A 16,236-nucleotide genomic window follows, 5' to 3' on the forward strand; every position below is an offset into this window, starting at 1 on the left:
CATATCGATCGTATCGATCCCATATAGAGTAACCTTAATAATAATAGCATCCGCCACTATTGATGTCAACAATATATCATGAAAAAACAGGCCCCACTCCGAAGAGTGGGTGCTGCTGTTATTCTTCTATCAATACTTCTTCCTTATCGGCTGCTTCAGTACTTCTTTCGACATCGATCTCGACATCGCGGTACTTCGGCATGCCTGTTCCTGCAGGAATCAGCTTACCGATGATGACATTTTCCTTGAGGCCGAGAAGTTCATCCCGTTTTCCTTTGATTGCAGCATCTGTAAGTACTCTTGTCGTTTCCTGGAAGCTGGCTGCAGAGAGGAAGCTCTCTGTTTCAAGGGATGCTTTCGTGATTCCGAGCAATACCGGCTTCGCCGTTGCTGGACGTTTACGCTTCTTGAAGATTTCCTTGTTTGCATCCGTAAACGCATGGATGTCGACAAGTGCACCTGGAAGGAGCGTCGTGTCTCCAGCATCGATGATCCTGACTTTTCTGAGCATCTGTCTGACCATGACCTCGACGTGCTTATCGTCGATTTCAACACCCTGCATGCGGTATACCTTCTGAACTTCCTTGAGAAGGTATTCCTGTGTGCGGTTCAATCCCGCAACCGCAAGGAGTTCCTTCGGTTCTATCGAACCTTCTGTAAGAATCTGGCCGGGTTCGATCTGATCTCCGACTTCCACAAGCAGACGGGCTGTTGCCGGCGCTGTGTAGGTCTTCGTCTCCTGCTCGCCCTTGATCTTGATCTCCTGCTGGCGGTCCTTGACGACTTCGATATCCGTAACGGCTCCGCGGATTTCTGAAATCATCGCCTGACCTTTTGGATTACGTGCCTCGAAGAGCTCCTGGATACGCGGGAGACCTTGGGTAATATCGCTTCCGGCAACCCCACCTGTGTGGAATGTACGCATTGTAAGCTGTGTACCCGGTTCACCGATGGATTGGGCAGCGATTGTACCGACTGCTTCACCCACTTCGACTTTTTCGCCTGTCGCCAGGTTTTTACCGTAGCAGCGCTCACAAACACCATGACGGGTGTTGCATGTGAAGGCAGAGCGGATGTACATCTCTTCGATGCCGCTGTTCACAATCTCCTTCGCCAGTTCGCTTGTGATGAGTTCGTTTGAACGTACGAGGATTTCTTTAGTTTCAGGATGCCTTACCGTTTCTTTCGAATAGCGCCCTTCCAGACGGTCGATGAATGGCTCGATGAGCTCGGATCCTTCTGTCAATGCTGAAACGAGGAGGCCCTTGTCCGTACCACAGTCGTCATCACGCACGATGACATCCTGTGCCACATCAACAAGCCTTCTTGTGAGATAACCGGAGTCGGCCGTCTTGAGGGCCGTATCGGCAAGACCTTTACGGGCACCGTGTGTGGAAATGAAGTACTCGAGTACCGTCAAGCCTTCACGGAAGCTGGACTTGATCGGGAGTTCGATGATCTGTCCGGACGGGTTGGCCATGAGGCCACGCATACCAGCAAGCTGGGTGAAGTTGGACGCGTTACCACGGGCACCGGAATCACTCATCATGAAGATCGGGTTCAGACGGTGGAGTGACGCCATCAGGCGCTCCTGGATAACATCCTTGGCTCTTGTCCAGAGCTCGATGACGGCACCATAGCGCTCGTCTTCAGTGATCAGACCACGTGCAAACTGCTTCTGCACTTTTTCGACCTTCTCTTCCGTCTCATCGATGATCTGCTGCTTGTCCGGAAGTACCACGATGTCCGACACACCTACGGTGATGCCGGCTTTGGAGGAATACTTGAAGCCGAGGTCCTTCATAAGGTCGAGCATTACGGATGTTTCTGTGATGTGGAACTTGTTGAACACTTCCGCGATGATCTGACCCAGGTACTTCTTGTTGAAAGGTTCCACGATTGGCGTCTCCTTGAATCTCTCTGCCAATCCGCCTTCACCAAGCTCCGATACTGAAACGAAGTAGCGGTCCGGAGTCTTATCCTCAAGGTTTTCCCTTGTCGGTTCATTGAGGTACGGGAAGGATGGCGGCATGATCTCGTTGAAGATGACCTTGCCTGCCGTCGTCATCAGGATCTTGCCTTTATTCTCTTCGGAGACCTTTTCCGCCTCCAGTGAATTCGTGTGCAGTCCGATGCGTGTATGAAGCTGGACATAGCCATTCTGGTAGGCCATTACAACTTCATTCGTATCTTTGAAGATGTGTCCTTCACGTTTCGTGTTCTCCCTCTCGAGGGTGAGATAGTAGTTCCCGAGCACCATATCCTGTGATGGTGTAACGACCGGCTTCCCATCCTTCGGATTGAGGATGTTCTGGGCAGCGAGCATCAGCATACGTGCTTCCGCCTGTGCTTCCTTGGAGAGCGGTACGTGTACCGCCATCTGGTCACCATCGAAGTCGGCATTGTACGCTGTCGTAACCAGCGGGTGCAGACGGATGGCGCGGCCTTCGACAAGCGTCGCCTCGAACGCCTGGATACCCAGACGGTGGAGTGTCGGTGCACGGTTGAGGAGGACAGGGTGTTCTTTGATGACATCTTCAAGAACATCCCATACATCATCTTCCATACGCTCGATCTTGCCTTTGGCATTTTTGATGTTTGTCGCCATTTCACGTTCTACAAGCTCTTTCATTACGAACGGCTTGAAGAGTTCAAGTGCCATTTCCTTCGGCAGTCCGCATTGGTACATCTTCAGGCTTGGCCCTACAACGATTACGGAACGGCCTGAATAGTCGACACGCTTACCAAGAAGGTTCTGACGGAAACGTCCCTGCTTCCCTTTGAGCATGTGGGAAAGCGATTTGAGCGGGCGGTTCCCCGGTCCTGTCACCGGACGGCCGCGACGGCCGTTATCGATGAGTGCATCCACAGCTTCCTGGAGCATGCGCTTCTCGTTCTGCACGATGATGCCGGGAGCACCGAGGTCCAACAGACGTTTCAGACGGTTGTTCCGGTTGATTACACGACGATAGAGGTCGTTCAAGTCACTTGTCGCAAAGCGGCCGCCATCAAGCTGTACCATCGGGCGGATTTCCGGCGGGATGATCGGCAGGACATCAAGGATCATCCATGATGGGTCATTGCCGGAACTGCGGAATGATTCAACGACTTCAAGGCGTTTGATCGCTCTTGTCAGGCGCTGGCCCGTAGCGGTTTCCAGCTCTTTCCTCAGTGCTTCGAGCTCTTCTTCAAGGTTAACATCCATAAGGAGTTCCTTGATCGCTTCTGCACCCATCTTGGCTGTGAACGTATTGCCATGCTTGTCGTAGTATTCCCTGTACTCACGTTCAGTGAGGAGCTGCTTCGGCTCGAGGCCTGTGGAACCCGGTTTGATCACTGCATAGGAAGCGAAGTAGATGACTTCTTCAAGGGAACGCGGTGACATGTCGAGGAGCAGCCCCATTCTGGACGGGATGCCCTTGAAGTACCAGATGTGGGAAACAGGGGCAGCGAGTTCAATATGCCCCATCCTTTCCCGGCGTACTTTAGAACGTGTCACTTCGACACCACAGCGGTCGCAGACCATACCTTTATACCTTACGCGCTTATATTTTCCACAGCTGCACTCCCAGTCCTTTGTAGGACCGAAGATCTTTTCACAGAAAAGACCGTCCCTTTCAGGCTTAAGTGTTCTGTAGTTGATTGTTTCAGGCTTCTTCACTTCACCAAAGGACCATGAGCGGATCTTTTCCGATGAAGCAAGACCTATTTTCATATATTGAAATCTATTTACATCTATCAATGAGCTTTCCTCCCTAAAGTTTTATCAAGCTCAATCATCATTCAGTGACATCTTCAGTTGCAGCGCTTGTCTTCTCGCTCAAATTCATCTGATTGGATGCATCATCCTCTTCAGTATCACGCATCTCGACTTCTTCGTCCTGATCATCGAGGATGTTGACGTCGAGGCCAAGACTCTGGAGTTCCTTCATCAATACGCGGAATGATTCAGGGACGCCAGGTTTAGGGACGTTCTCACCTTTTACAATCGCTTCGTAAGTCTTCACACGTCCTACAGTATCATCCGACTTGACCGTCAGGATTTCCTGCAGGGTATAGGCGGCACCATAGGCTTCCAGTGCCCAGACTTCCATTTCCCCGAAACGCTGGCCACCGAATTGGGCCTTACCACCAAGTGGCTGCTGTGTAACGAGGGAATACGGTCCGGTACTTCTTGCGTGAAGCTTATCGTCGACCATGTGGGCGAGTTTGAGCATGTACATGACGCCTACGGAGATGCGGTTTTCGAACGGATCGCCTGTGCGTCCATCATAAAGGACGGTCTTGCCATCGCGTGCAAGGCCGGCTTCAGCCATCGTCTCCCACACGTCTTCTTCGTTGGCACCATCGAATACCGGTGACGCCATCTTCAGACCCATCGCACGGGCCGCCATGCCAAGGTGGAGTTCAAGCACCTGTCCGATGTTCATACGGGAAGGTACCCCAAGCGGGTTGAGCATGATGTCGATTGGCGTGCCGTCAGGCATATAAGGCATGTCCTCTTCCGGAAGAATTCTGGAGATTACACCCTTGTTTCCGTGACGTCCACACATCTTGTCCCCTACGCTGATCTTACGCTTCTGGACGATGTAGACACGCACGAGCTGGTTGACACCCGGGGACAGCTCATCGCCATCTTCACGGTTGAACACTTTGACATCAAGGACGATGCCGCCGGCACCGTGCGGTACACGCAGTGAAGTATCGCGGACTTCACGTGCCTTCTCACCGAATATCGCATGCAGGAGGCGTTCTTCCGCCGTCAGCTCCGTAACACCTTTCGGCGTCACTTTACCGACGAGGATGTCGCCATCCTTGACTTCTGCGCCAATGTGGACGATGCCACGGTCATCGAGCTTCTTGAGTGCGTTATCGGAGACGTTCGGAATATCCCTTGTGATTTCTTCAGGTCCGAGCTTGGTGTCCCTGGATTCGGACTCATACTCTTCGATGTGGATGGATGTATAGACATCATCTTTGACAAGGCGTTCACTCATGATTACGGCATCCTCATAGTTGTAGCCGTCCCATGTCATGAAACCGACGACGACGTTCTGTCCAAGAGCCATCTCGCCATTGTCCATGGATGGTCCATCTGCAAGAATCTCACCCTTGGTGACCACATCACCTTTCGCAACGATCGGTTTCTGGTTGTAGCATGTACCGGAGTTGGAACGGATGAATTTGGACAACCTGTAGATATCCTTTTCCGTTTCGACTTCCTTGCCATTCTCCTCCTCGATGCGGCGGATGTGGATTTCCTTCGCTTCCACATGTTCCACACGGCCCTTATAGCGTGCAACTATCGCAGCACCGGAGTCGCGGGCAGCCACGTGTTCCATGCCTGTACCGATATCAGGAGACTGAGGGATGAGGAGCGGTACTGCCTGACGCTGCATGTTCGCACCCATCAATGCACGGTTGGAGTCATCATTTTCAAGGAATGGGATACATGCCGTCGCAGCAGAGACGACCTGTTTTGGAGAAACATCCATGTAGTCCATGCGCTCTCTTGCCATCTTCGTGTTGTTGCCGCGGAAACGGCATACGATCTCATCTCTGACGAATGACCCGTCCTCATTCAGCAGGGCGTTGGCCTGAGCCACGACATAGCTGTCTTCCTCATCGGCAGTAAGGTAGTCGATATGGCCCGTTACACGGTTCGTTTCCGGATCCACTCTTCTATATGGTGTTTCGATGAAGCCGAATTCATTCACCCTGGCAAAGCTCGAGAGTGAGTTGATCAGACCGATGTTCGGGCCCTCCGGCGTCTCGATCGGACACATGCGGCCGTAGTGGGAATAGTGTACGTCCCGCACTTCCATGCCCGCACGTTCACGCGTCAGACCGCCGGGCCCAAGCGCAGACAGACGTCTTTTATGTGTCAGCTCTGCAAGCGGGTTCGTCTGGTCCATGAACTGGGAAAGCTGTGAGCTTCCGAAGAACTCTTTTATGGATGCGATCACAGGACGGATATTGATGAGCTGCTGTGGTGTGATGGATTCCGTATCCTGAATCGACATGCGCTCCCTTACTACACGCTCCATACGGGAAAGGCCGATTCTGAACTGGTTCTGCAGGAGTTCACCGACGGAACGCAGGCGACGGTTTCCGAGGTGGTCGATATCATCTGTATGGCCCACACCTTCAATCAGGTTGAAGAAGTAGCTCATGGAGGCGATGATGTCGGACGGTGTGATGGACTTCACTTCCACATCCGGGAAGGCATTGCCGATCACTGTCGTTGTACCCTCTTCCTGGTTCGGCGCTTCCACTTTGATGGACTGGATTTCAATCGGTTCATCCAGAAGTCCATTCTCAAGGCGGAATGTTTCAAGGTTTGCATTGGCTTCAAGCACATCCATGATGCTGTCCAATGTGCGCCTGTCGACGGTCGTCCCTGTTTCCGCTACGATTTCGCCCGTTTCCTTGTCCACGATAGGCTCAGCGAGCACTTGGTTGAACAGACGGTTTTTAAGGTGGAGCTTCTTATTCATCTTGTAGCGTCCAACACTCGCGAGATCATAACGCTTCGGATCAAAGAACCGTGAGTAGAGGAGATTTCTCGCATTCTCAACTGTCGGCGGTTCGCCTGGGCGAAGTCGTTCGTATATTTCTAGGAGTGCCTGATCCACTGTTTCTGTCGTATCCTTCTCCAGTGTATTCCTGAGATGTTCACTGTCACCGAGAAGGTTTATGATTTCCTGGTCTGTAGAAAATCCGAGCGCCCTGAGCAGTACCGTCATCGGCAGCTTGCGCGTACGGTCTATTCTTACGTAAACTATATCTTTAGCATCGATCTCGTATTCGAGCCATGCACCACGGTTGGGAATCACCGTCGCCCCAAAGCTCGCTTTGCCGTTTTTGTCCATTTTTTCCGAATAGTATACGGATGGACTTCTGACAAGCTGTGATACGATTACACGCTCTGCGCCATTGATAATGAAAGTACCTGTATCCGTCATCAGCGGGAAGTCGCCCATGAATACTTCCTGTTCCTTGACTTCGCCCGTTTCCTTGATGACAAGGCGTACTTTTACACGCAACGGTGCAGAATATGTTGCATCATGGTTCTTTGCCTCTTCTTCATCGTACTTGGGCTCGCCAAGCTTATAACCCACAAATTCCAGTGACATGTTGCCAGTGAAGTCCTCGACCGGTGAAATGTCCTTGAACATTTCGATCAGACCCGTCTGTAGGAACCATTCATAGGATTTCGTCTGGATTTCGATCAGGTTCGGCAAATCCAATTTCTCTTCGATACGTGCATAGCTTCTGCGTTTAGCGTGTCTTCCATATTGAATCAATTGACTCATCGACAGATTCACCCCTAATAAAAATTACGTAAAACATTCACCGAAGCAGTTAAACAGTTAATAAGACAAAAAGAAAACGGAATCGTGACCAACCCCATTTTCTATTTATTAACAATATTTAATACGCTCCATCCAATCAGTGCTCAAAAAGTGCATACTGATTGACATTATATTTTTACATTCTATAACTATAACACAGAAAAATTGTCAAGTCAAACATCGGGCTTCTGCATTTTGACGCCCTTCAGCACATGATAGCCTTTGTCCTTGACGACGATTTCGGAATTCCCGAAAAGCTTCTCGACCGCTTTCCTATATGACGGCATGCCCTGCTTTTTCTGGACAACCATATAGAAGGATCCTCCTGAGCCAAGCTTCCTATGGGCGTCTTCAATCATCTCCAACACCACCGGCTTCCCCGCACGGAAAGGGGGATTTGTCACATAGAGCGCCGGAGGCTCTGCAAATTCCATCGCATCATATTCCACACGATCCTTCACTTCGGCTTCAACACCATTCTGCTCTGCATTCGCACGGCACAGCATAAGCGCGTCGGAATTCACTTCGACCATGATTGGCTTTGCTCCGAGCACATCACCAAGAACAGTTCCAATCGGGCCGTACCCTGCACCCATGTCTACGAAGACACCGCCTTCTGAGATGCTGGTGTCATGGACGACGGCATCAATCAGAACAGACGAGCCATAGTCGATGCGGTCCCTCGAAAAGACGCCGCGGTCGGTCTTGAAGCGATAGACCCTGTCTCTGTAGTTGAATTTGATTTCCCTATATTCATGTTCTGTATTATCACCAGTAAAATAATGGCTCATGATACCACTCCTATGTAATGAAGCACTTATATAAAATAACAAAGGAGGCCCATTTAAACAGTAGATGTTTAACATGAGCCTCCAAGTGTTTACACAAAATTATTTAAGTTCTACGCCAGCGCCAACTTCTTCAAGCTGGGATTTGAGTTCTTCAGCTTCTTCTTTGGAAAGGCCTTCTTTGACAACTTTAGGTGCGCCGTCAACGACTGCTTTCGCTTCTTTGAGTCCGAGACCAGTTGCTTCACGAACAACTTTGATGACTTTGATTTTGGAAGATCCAGCGTCTGTAAGTTCAACGTCGAATTCAGTCTGCTCTTCAGCAGCTGCTTCTCCGCCGCCTGCGCCTGCTGCTGCTACTGGAGCTGCAGCTGTTACGCCGAATTCTTCTTCAATTGCTTTAACAAGGTCGTTGAGTTCAAGTACGGACATTTCTTTTATTGCTTCAATGATTTGTTCTTGAGACATTATAATTCCTCCGTTTTTTTAATAGATTGGTTTAGGCTTCTTCGTTTTCTTTCTCTTCACCGACTGCTTTAACTGCATAGGCGAAGTTGCGTACTGGAGCCTGAAGTACAGAGAGCAGCATGGAAACAAGGCCTTCTTTGCCTGGAAGCGCTGCAATCGCCTTGACATCTTCTGCCGGCGTGAATGTTCCTTCGATGATGCCCGCTTTGATTTCCAAAGCTTCATGTTCCTTCGCGAAATTGTTGATGATCTTCGCTGGGGCGATTACATCTTCGTTTGAAAATGCAAGCGCGTTTGGACCAGTGAGGAACTCATTGATTTCAGCAAGTTCAGCCTTTTCAGCTGCGCGGCGCGTCATCGTGTTCTTGTAGACTTTGAATTCGACGCCTGCTTCACGAAGCTGCTTGCGCAGTTCAGTCATTTCAGATACAGACAGGCCACGGTAGTCTACAAGCACTGTAGATACAGAGTTCTTGAGCTGGTCGGAAATGACATCCACGTGCTGCTTTTTAGCTTCAATCACATTTGACATAGTTACACCTCCATAATTTTTGTGTATCCGGTGCATTAAAAAAGCACCTTTTACCCACGGCAAAAAGTGCTTGAATATTCAATATGAATTCAAGTCGTCATCATTTGCCTCGGTAGGATCGGGTTTTAAGCACAGGGTGCTCCTACTGTCTTAGGGAATATTAAAATACAACTGCAACTATACACAATACAGCTGCAGTTGTCAATATCCAATAAGGTATTGAAATTAGATCCTCACTTCGTTCAGATCAACTTTGACACCAGGTCCCATTGTTGAAGACAGTGCCACGGATTTGAAGTAGGTACCTTTTGAAGAAGCCGGTTTCGCTTTCGTGAGTGCATCCGCAAGCGTCCTGAAGTTGTCGGCGAGCTTCTCATCATCGAAGGAAACTTTGCCGATCGCTGCATGGACGATACCGGATTTTTCTGCACGGTATTCAACTTTACCTGCTTTGATCTCTTCAACGGCTTTAGTAACATCCATTGTTACAGTGCCTGTTTTAGGGTTCGGCATGAGACCTTTTGGTCCGAGCACACGGCCGAGCTTGCCGACCTCACCCATCATGTCCGGTGTCGCTACGATAACGTCGAAGTCGAACCATCCATTATTGATCTTCTGGATGTAGTCCTGTTCTCCTACGTAGTCTGCACCTGCTGCTTCTGCTTCTTTCGCCTTGTCGCCCTTAGCGAATACCAATACACGCTGTGACTTGCCAGTACCGTGCGGCAGTACGATTGCTCCACGGATCTGCTGATCGTTTTTACGCGTATCAATACCCAGGCGGAATGCTACTTCTACAGAAGCATCGAAATTTACAGTACTTGTCTCTTTGGCAAGTTTGACTGCTTCTTCTACGCTGTAAGACGCATTTTGATCAAACTTCTCGAGAGCAGCCTGATACTTTTTACTTCTCTTAGCCATTACTATTCCTCCTTGTGGTTATAGCGGGTAATCCTCCCACGTTTGTATTAATACTTTAACCTTATGGTCAATTCAAATTATTTCTCTACAGAGAAGCCCATGCTTCTTGCTGTACCTTCGACCATACGCATAGCCGCTTCCACGTCTGCTGCATTAAGGTCTTCCATTTTAGTTTCAGCAATTTCACGTACTTGCGCTTCAGTTACTGTCGCCACTTTATTCTTGTTCGGTTCGCCTGAACCTTTTTCAGTGTTGGCAGCTTTCTTCAGAAGAACGGCTGCTGGTGGAGTCTTCGTAATGAATGTGAAGGAACGGTCCTCGAATACGGAAATTTCAACCGGAATGATGAGACCAGCCTGTTCCTGTGTACGTGCATTGAATTCTTTACAGAATCCCATGATGTTTACGCCCGCTTGACCTAGTGCCGGACCTACCGGTGGTGCCGGGTTCGCTTTACCTGCAGGAATCTGCAATTTTACTACGTTGATTACTTTTTTAGCCACGATGTGCACCTCCTCGTTATCGTGATGTGGTCATAGGATGTCAGTTTTCACCCTCCCACTCGCATCAAAAAAAGATGGCCGAACAAAATTCGACCATGACAATATACCATTATTCCATTGAAAACACAAGTCACATATTACAATTTCTCGATTTGGTCGAATTCGACCTCCACAGGCGTATCCCGACCGAACATCTCGACAAGTACCGTGAGCTTGTAGTGCTCCTCGTCGATGGAACGGATTTCCCCGGTCTGGTTCTTGAACGGCCCATCAACGATATTGACGGATTCGCCGACTTCAACTTCGAAATCGACTGTACGCTCTGCCATGCCCATGGATCTCAGGATGAATTTGACTTCCTCTGGAAGCAGCGGGTTCGGCTTGCTGCCTGCTCCCTGCGAGCCGACAAAGCCGGTGACGCCTGGAGTGTTCCGCACGATGTACCATGATTCGTCAGTCATGACCAGTTCCACCAGCACGTAGCCCGGGAACGTCTTTTTCATGGCAGTCTTGCGCTTGCCGTCCTTGACGGTCGTCTCTTCCTCTTCTGGAATAATGACGCGGAAGATCTGATCCTGCATATTCATCGATTCGAGACGCGCCTCGAGATTTGCTTTTACTTTATTTTCATATCCGGAATAGGTGTGCACAGCATACCAGTTCTTTTCTCCAGACATAGTATCTCTCCTTTAGTTACATTAAGTCTATGATTGCGGAGATACCCAGGTCCAGCGCATAGAAAAACGCCAGAAAGAATATCACTGTGAACATGACGACCGCAGTATAGCGTACCGTCTCCTGACCAGTCGGCCAGCTTACTTTCTTCATTTCGCTGACAACATTCTGCAAGAAGTTCTTATCATTTGCCATCGGTTGCTTCCTCCTGTATCAGATGGAACTCTTATGAGTCGTATGCCGGTTGCATGTCCTGCAGTATTTCTTGAGCACAAGCCGCTCTTTATGCTCGCTTTCAGTCGTGTAGTTGCGCGACCCGCATTCAGTGCATAACAATGCCACTTTCATCATAAAATCCTCATTTCAATTCTAATTTACTATACCGATTTCAGGCCATGTTGTCAAACGGCCCCCCGGACTCCTCCAGCATGGCGAGACGCTCCTTTTTTCGCCTGATGCGGTGCAGGGTGTTCAGTACGCTTCTTCTGTCGAGGGCGAGCTCCCTGCAGACATCGCTGATGCCATGGCCCTTTTCGAGGTGCTGGAGCACCTTCCTTTCAAGCGGAGAGCAGATCCCCCGCTTATGCATGAGATACTGGAGCTGCTCCTCCTTCACCATGATGTTGATGGGGTTGACCACCTTCTCCTCCGGTTCGGCCGGTTCCACTATACCTTTGTCCCCCGGCGGCACAAGCACCCTGTACGCCCTCATGTCCCGCTTCCTGCGCGAGCGCATTTCAAGATGCAGCGTGCGGAACAGATAATGGCGGTACCTCCCCCTGTCATGCTGATAGCGGCTGCACAGCCTGAGCGCCTGTTCCATCATCTCCTGCTCGACATCTTCACGATCATGGAAATCATTCATATACCGATAGCTCATACGGTGGACCTGCGGCCTCAGTCTGGCATCGATCAGATCGAAGGCCTCCATATCCCCCGCACGGACCCTGAACGCCAATGCATCCAGTTCATCATCGGAATCTTCCCTGACAAAAAAATGAAACGTGGCAATCTGGTACATATCCATCCCCCTATCCTGTTAATAGGAATGATAAGAGGGAACGGGGGCAAACACAATACGCTAGAATCGCCCCCGGCGCCATTTTTCAAGTTTCGCCTGGACATCATCGCGGATATCCAGTTTCTGCCTTGGCATTTTTTCATTAATCGTATCTATTTTCCTGCTGATATTCTTTTCGGCTTCCGCCAGGTTCACCCACATCTCCCGTGAGGGGATCCTGTAGGCACCGAGCGCAAATATTGCATTCTGTTCAGTCAGGTCGCTCGTCACCACACTGATTTCACATAGGTGGGGATGATAGTGGTCGTGGACGAAGCGCTCAATATACTCATCAGCCGTCTCCTTCTCCTTCGTATACACTACAGTGACACCATGATAATCAATGATGCTCTCTTTCGAGCGCACTTCGTAGGCATCGAATACGCAGATGATCTCGTAGTTCGCAACCGACTGGTATTCAGCCAAGGCTGCCAGTATCTTCTCTCTGGGCATCTCGAGCGAATGGAGGGACTCCCTATGCAGTTCCTGATCCGCACCAATCAGATTATAGCCATCCACAATCAGGATGCGCCTTTTCTTCCGCTTCATATCATCCACGCCTGACGTCGTTCTGCTTGCGGAACACTTCATACATCAGCAGTGCGGCCGATACCGAGGCGTTGAGGCTGGTGATGTGGCCCACCATCGGAATCTGTACGACAAAATCACATTTCTCCAGCGTCTTTCTGCTGATCCCTTTACCTTCGCTTCCTATCACAAGCGCTGTATTGACATCTGCCGCCATTTCCCGGTAATCCATCGTACCCTTGCCGTCACTGCCCGCAATCCAGAATCCCTTCTCCTTCAGCTTGTCGATGGTCTGGTTGATGTTCGTCACGCGGACGACCGGCACATGTTCTATCGCCCCTGTGGACGTCTTGGCGACCGTATCCGTCAGCTGTACGGAGCGGCGGTTCGGAATGATGACACCATCAAATCCGGTCGCATCACAGGTCCTGAGGATGGATCCAAGGTTGTGCGGGTCCTCCAGGCCATCAAGTATGACCAGGTTCGCACGCTTCCCCTCGATCCTTCCCATCAATGTTTCAAGCGGCATATAGTCGTGCGGACTGCCGAGGGCCACTACACCCTGATGCCGTTCATCAGTCAGCCCATCAAGCTTCGATTTGGGGACCGTCTGGACGACCACCTTCTTTTTTCTTGCGATATCAAGTATATCCTTGATCTGTCCCTTGTTTACGGAGTCCTGGATGAACACCTTGTTGATGTCTGCATCCCCCATGAGCGCCTCACGCACTGCATGGCGCCCCGCTATCACTGAATCACTCATCTCTATCCCTCCCTGATTCCAATATGATATGCATCAATTCATCAAGCCTCGCCTTCTCCCCCTTCAAATGGAGGTGGCCGATCAGCGCCTCCAGTCCCGAAGCATTCCTGTAATCCTTGATCGATGCGTTTTTTGCCCGTGTTGCACTCGACTTATTGCGTGCCTTCCGCGCAATATCCCACTCTTCCTCCGTCAGGACATGCTTGCGCAGATGGTCCAGGGCTTCTGCCTGGGCACTCGCCTTCACCATCCGGTTGGCCGCCTGATGGATGGCATCCGGTTTCAGATGGGGGCTTTCGACCAGGAGATGGGTCCGCACATAGACGGAGTACACTGCATCTCCGACAAAGGCGAGGGACAGGGGCTGCATACCGTCGGTATTATGCTCACCCACGTCTGAAACGCACGCCTTCCTTGGTATCCTCGAGGATGATCCCCTGCGCCTTCAGGTCGTCACGGATTTCATCAGCACGTGCGAAATCCCTGTTCTTTCTCGCTTCATTCCGTTCTTCAATCAGTGCCTCGATCTCCTCATCAAGCAATACTTCAGCCTCATCGAGCTCGAGGCCGAGGACTGTGCTGTAGATTTCGAACACTTCGACGAAGCGTTCCAGCACTCCTGTGGATGTCGTATGGCGGCGCAGATATTTGTTCAGTTCGGTCGTGAGGTCATGCCATGCCGTAATGGCATTTGCCGTATTGAAGTCATCATCCATATGCGCCTCGAATGTCTTGATGTTATCGTCGATGATCTTCAGCATCACCTCGTCCTCACCGTTGCCTACGGCACTGGCAAGACGTTCCTTTGCCTGCAGGTAGCTGGACTGGATCCGCTTCAGCCCGTTCTCGGCAGCCCCGACCAGTTCCCGGTTATAGTTGATCGGGTTGCGGTAATGGACGCTGATCATGAAGAAGCGGAGGACATTCGGATTGATTTCCTTGATGATGTCGTGGACCAGGATGAAGTTCCCGAGGGACTTCGACATCTTTTCATTGTCTATATTGATGTAGCCGTTATGCATCCAGTAGTTTGCGAATGTGCTGTCCGTCATGCACTCGCTCTGTGCAATCTCATTTTCATGGTGCGGGAAGGTGAGGTCCTGGCCGCCTGCGTGGATGTCGATCGTATCCCCCAGATGATGGCGCGCCATGACGCTGCATTCGATATGCCAGCCCGGGCGCCCTTCCCCCCATGGGGCGGACCATTTGATTTCATTCGGCTTGGCCTGCTTCCACAGCACGAAGTCCAGCGGATCCTGCTTCTTCTCCCCAGATTCAATCCTCGCTCCAACCTTCAGGTCATCCACCGACTGATGGGAGAGCTTCCCGTACCCATCAAAGGAACGTGTCCTGAAATAGACATCGCCGTCTGATTCATAGGCGTGCCCCTTGTCGATCAGCACCTGTATGAAATCTATGATATCGTCCATGTGGTCCATTACACGTGGATGGTGTGTGGCAGGCTTCACGTTCAATGCCCCCGTGTCCTCGAAGAAGGCTTTTATGAAACGGTCGGCGATGACCGGGACCTCCTCCTTCAGCTCGAGTGATGCCTTGATGAGCTTGTCATCGACATCAGTGAAGTTGGAGACATATTCCACTTCATACCCTTTATATTCAAGATAGCGGCGTACCGTATCGAATGCAATCGCCGGACGCGCGTTGCCGATGTGGATGTAGTTGTACACGGTAGGACCGCACACATACATCTTTACCCTGCCATCCTCCATGGGTTTGAATTCTTCCTTCTGCCGCGTCAAAGAGTTAAATATGAGAACCATTTTCTACCTCGTTTCTGACTTCGTGTCTAAAGTCCTTGATTTCATCTTCCAGTCCGTGGATCATATCGAGAATCGGGTCGGGCAGATCGGTGTGATTCAGATCCCTGGCGTTCTTGACCTTCTCTCCCGCCTGCTTGACCACATAGCCCGGAATGCCTACAACGGTCGCATCACGGGGTACATCCTTCAATACTACGGAATTTGCACCGATTTTCGAATTTTCGTGGATGCGTATATTTCCCAGTACTTTGGCACCCGCAGCAATGAGCACATTATCGTCGACGTCGGGGTGCCGCTTCTGCTCCTCCTTGCCGGTCCCGCCAAGCGTCACTCCCTGGTATATCGTCACATTGTCGCCGATGCGGCATGTCTCCCCTATTACCGTACCCATACCATGGTCGATGAACAGTCTGCGTCCGACCTGGGCCCCCGGGTGGATTTCGATGCCGGTGAAGAAACGGCTCATCTGGGAAATGATGCGCGCACTTGTCGTAAACTTCTTCTTGTACAATTTATGGGCAATCAGGTGCGACCAGATGGCATGGAGCCCTGAACAAGTGATAAATACTTCCATGCGATTTTTGGCTGCCGGGTCCAATTCCAGCACCATATCGATGTCTTCCTTCATTCTATCCAGCATTTCGTCTTCCTCCATTCTAATAAAAATGCCCCTGTCCATTTAGGACAGAGGCGCATTAAGCACGGTTCCACTCTGCTTGCAGCACATACTGCACTCTCGGTATGTTGAGATTTCCACAGAGGGCAATTCTGATCAGTGACCGGTTATCCTCACACCTGCCGGATAATCTCTGGTTTCCGTCAAAAGATCATACTCGTTTCTCTGTTCTAACAATCATAATGG

16 protein-coding genes and 1 other annotated feature are annotated in these 16,236 nt (G+C 50.5%); all 16 genes read right to left on the minus strand.

Annotated elements, in window-relative coordinates:
- Nucleotides 1-118: 118 nt before the first annotated feature.
- A complete protein-coding gene (rpoC, locus tag EDC33_RS08700; RefSeq protein WP_124010884.1) occupies nt 119-3,742 on the minus strand; it encodes a DNA-directed RNA polymerase subunit beta' in 3,624 nt (1,207 codons plus the stop codon).
- A gap of 37 nt (nt 3,743-3,779) precedes the next feature.
- The gene (gene rpoB, locus EDC33_RS08705; protein ID WP_124010885.1) at nt 3,780-7,316 is read right to left on the minus strand and encodes a DNA-directed RNA polymerase subunit beta; all 3,537 of its coding nucleotides are present in this window, start codon (nt 7,314-7,316) and stop codon (nt 3,780-3,782) included.
- A 212-nt stretch (nt 7,317-7,528) separates the two neighbouring features.
- Nucleotides 7,529-8,146: a class I SAM-dependent methyltransferase gene (locus EDC33_RS08710; protein WP_124010886.1), complete on the minus strand. Its 618-nt coding sequence runs from the start codon at nt 8,144-8,146 to the stop codon at nt 7,529-7,531.
- Nucleotides 8,147-8,245: 99 nt separating this feature from the next.
- Entirely contained in the window at nt 8,246-8,614 is a 369-nt protein-coding gene (gene rplL / locus EDC33_RS08715; RefSeq protein WP_031545921.1) for a 50S ribosomal protein L7/L12, read from the minus strand.
- A 28-nt stretch (nt 8,615-8,642) separates the two neighbouring features.
- Complete coding sequence (gene rplJ, locus EDC33_RS08720; RefSeq protein WP_040106278.1) at nt 8,643-9,143, minus strand: 50S ribosomal protein L10; 501 nt, start codon at nt 9,141-9,143, stop codon at nt 8,643-8,645.
- Nucleotides 9,144-9,171: 28 nt separating this feature from the next.
- Nucleotides 9,172-9,316, minus strand: a sequence feature (ribosomal protein L10 leader region).
- A gap of 52 nt (nt 9,317-9,368) precedes the next feature.
- Nucleotides 9,369-10,064, minus strand: a complete 696-nt coding sequence (rplA, locus tag EDC33_RS08725; protein WP_040106279.1) for a 50S ribosomal protein L1 — start codon at nt 10,062-10,064, stop codon at nt 9,369-9,371.
- Between the two features lie 77 nt (nt 10,065-10,141).
- Entirely contained in the window at nt 10,142-10,567 is a 426-nt protein-coding gene (gene rplK / locus EDC33_RS08730; RefSeq protein ID WP_094906130.1) for a 50S ribosomal protein L11, read from the minus strand.
- A 137-nt stretch (nt 10,568-10,704) separates the two neighbouring features.
- Entirely contained in the window at nt 10,705-11,244 is a 540-nt protein-coding gene (gene nusG / locus EDC33_RS08735; RefSeq protein ID WP_040106281.1) for a transcription termination/antitermination protein NusG, read from the minus strand.
- 16 nt (nt 11,245-11,260) lie between these two features.
- Complete coding sequence (gene secE, locus EDC33_RS08740; RefSeq protein WP_031545932.1) at nt 11,261-11,437, minus strand: preprotein translocase subunit SecE; 177 nt, start codon at nt 11,435-11,437, stop codon at nt 11,261-11,263.
- A gap of 18 nt (nt 11,438-11,455) precedes the next feature.
- Nucleotides 11,456-11,590 (minus strand): 50S ribosomal protein L33, encoded by a 135-nt coding sequence (gene rpmG / locus EDC33_RS08745; RefSeq protein ID WP_084184888.1) that lies wholly within the window; start codon nt 11,588-11,590, stop codon nt 11,456-11,458.
- 40 nt (nt 11,591-11,630) lie between these two features.
- The gene (locus EDC33_RS08750) at nt 11,631-12,263 is read right to left on the minus strand and encodes an RNA polymerase sigma factor (RefSeq protein ID WP_170156387.1); all 633 of its coding nucleotides are present in this window, start codon (nt 12,261-12,263) and stop codon (nt 11,631-11,633) included.
- 60 nt (nt 12,264-12,323) lie between these two features.
- Nucleotides 12,324-12,851 carry an NYN domain-containing protein gene (locus EDC33_RS08755; RefSeq protein ID WP_094906128.1) on the minus strand — a complete coding sequence of 176 codons (528 nt, stop codon included), beginning with the start codon at nt 12,849-12,851 and terminating at the stop codon, nt 12,324-12,326.
- 1 nt (nt 12,852) lies between these two features.
- Nucleotides 12,853-13,593 (minus strand): 23S rRNA (guanosine(2251)-2'-O)-methyltransferase RlmB, encoded by a 741-nt coding sequence (rlmB, locus tag EDC33_RS08760; RefSeq protein WP_040106284.1) that lies wholly within the window; start codon nt 13,591-13,593, stop codon nt 12,853-12,855.
- On the minus strand, nt 13,586-13,987 hold the full coding sequence (locus EDC33_RS08765) for a Mini-ribonuclease 3 (RefSeq protein WP_229716693.1): 402 nt from the start codon (nt 13,985-13,987) through the stop codon (nt 13,586-13,588). Before EDC33_RS08765 ends, rlmB begins: the two co-directional genes overlap by 8 nt.
- Nucleotides 13,980-15,374 (minus strand): cysteine--tRNA ligase, encoded by a 1,395-nt coding sequence (gene cysS, locus EDC33_RS08770; RefSeq protein WP_124010887.1) that lies wholly within the window; start codon nt 15,372-15,374, stop codon nt 13,980-13,982. Before cysS ends, EDC33_RS08765 begins: the two co-directional genes overlap by 8 nt.
- Nucleotides 15,358-16,014: a serine O-acetyltransferase gene (cysE, locus tag EDC33_RS08775; RefSeq protein ID WP_124010888.1), complete on the minus strand. Its 657-nt coding sequence runs from the start codon at nt 16,012-16,014 to the stop codon at nt 15,358-15,360. Before cysE ends, cysS begins: the two co-directional genes overlap by 17 nt.
- Nucleotides 16,015-16,236 lie beyond the last annotated feature (222 nt).

The sequence above is a fragment of the Salinicoccus roseus genome, assembly GCF_003814515.1.
GTDB lineage: Bacteria > Bacillota > Bacilli > Staphylococcales > Salinicoccaceae > Salinicoccus > Salinicoccus roseus.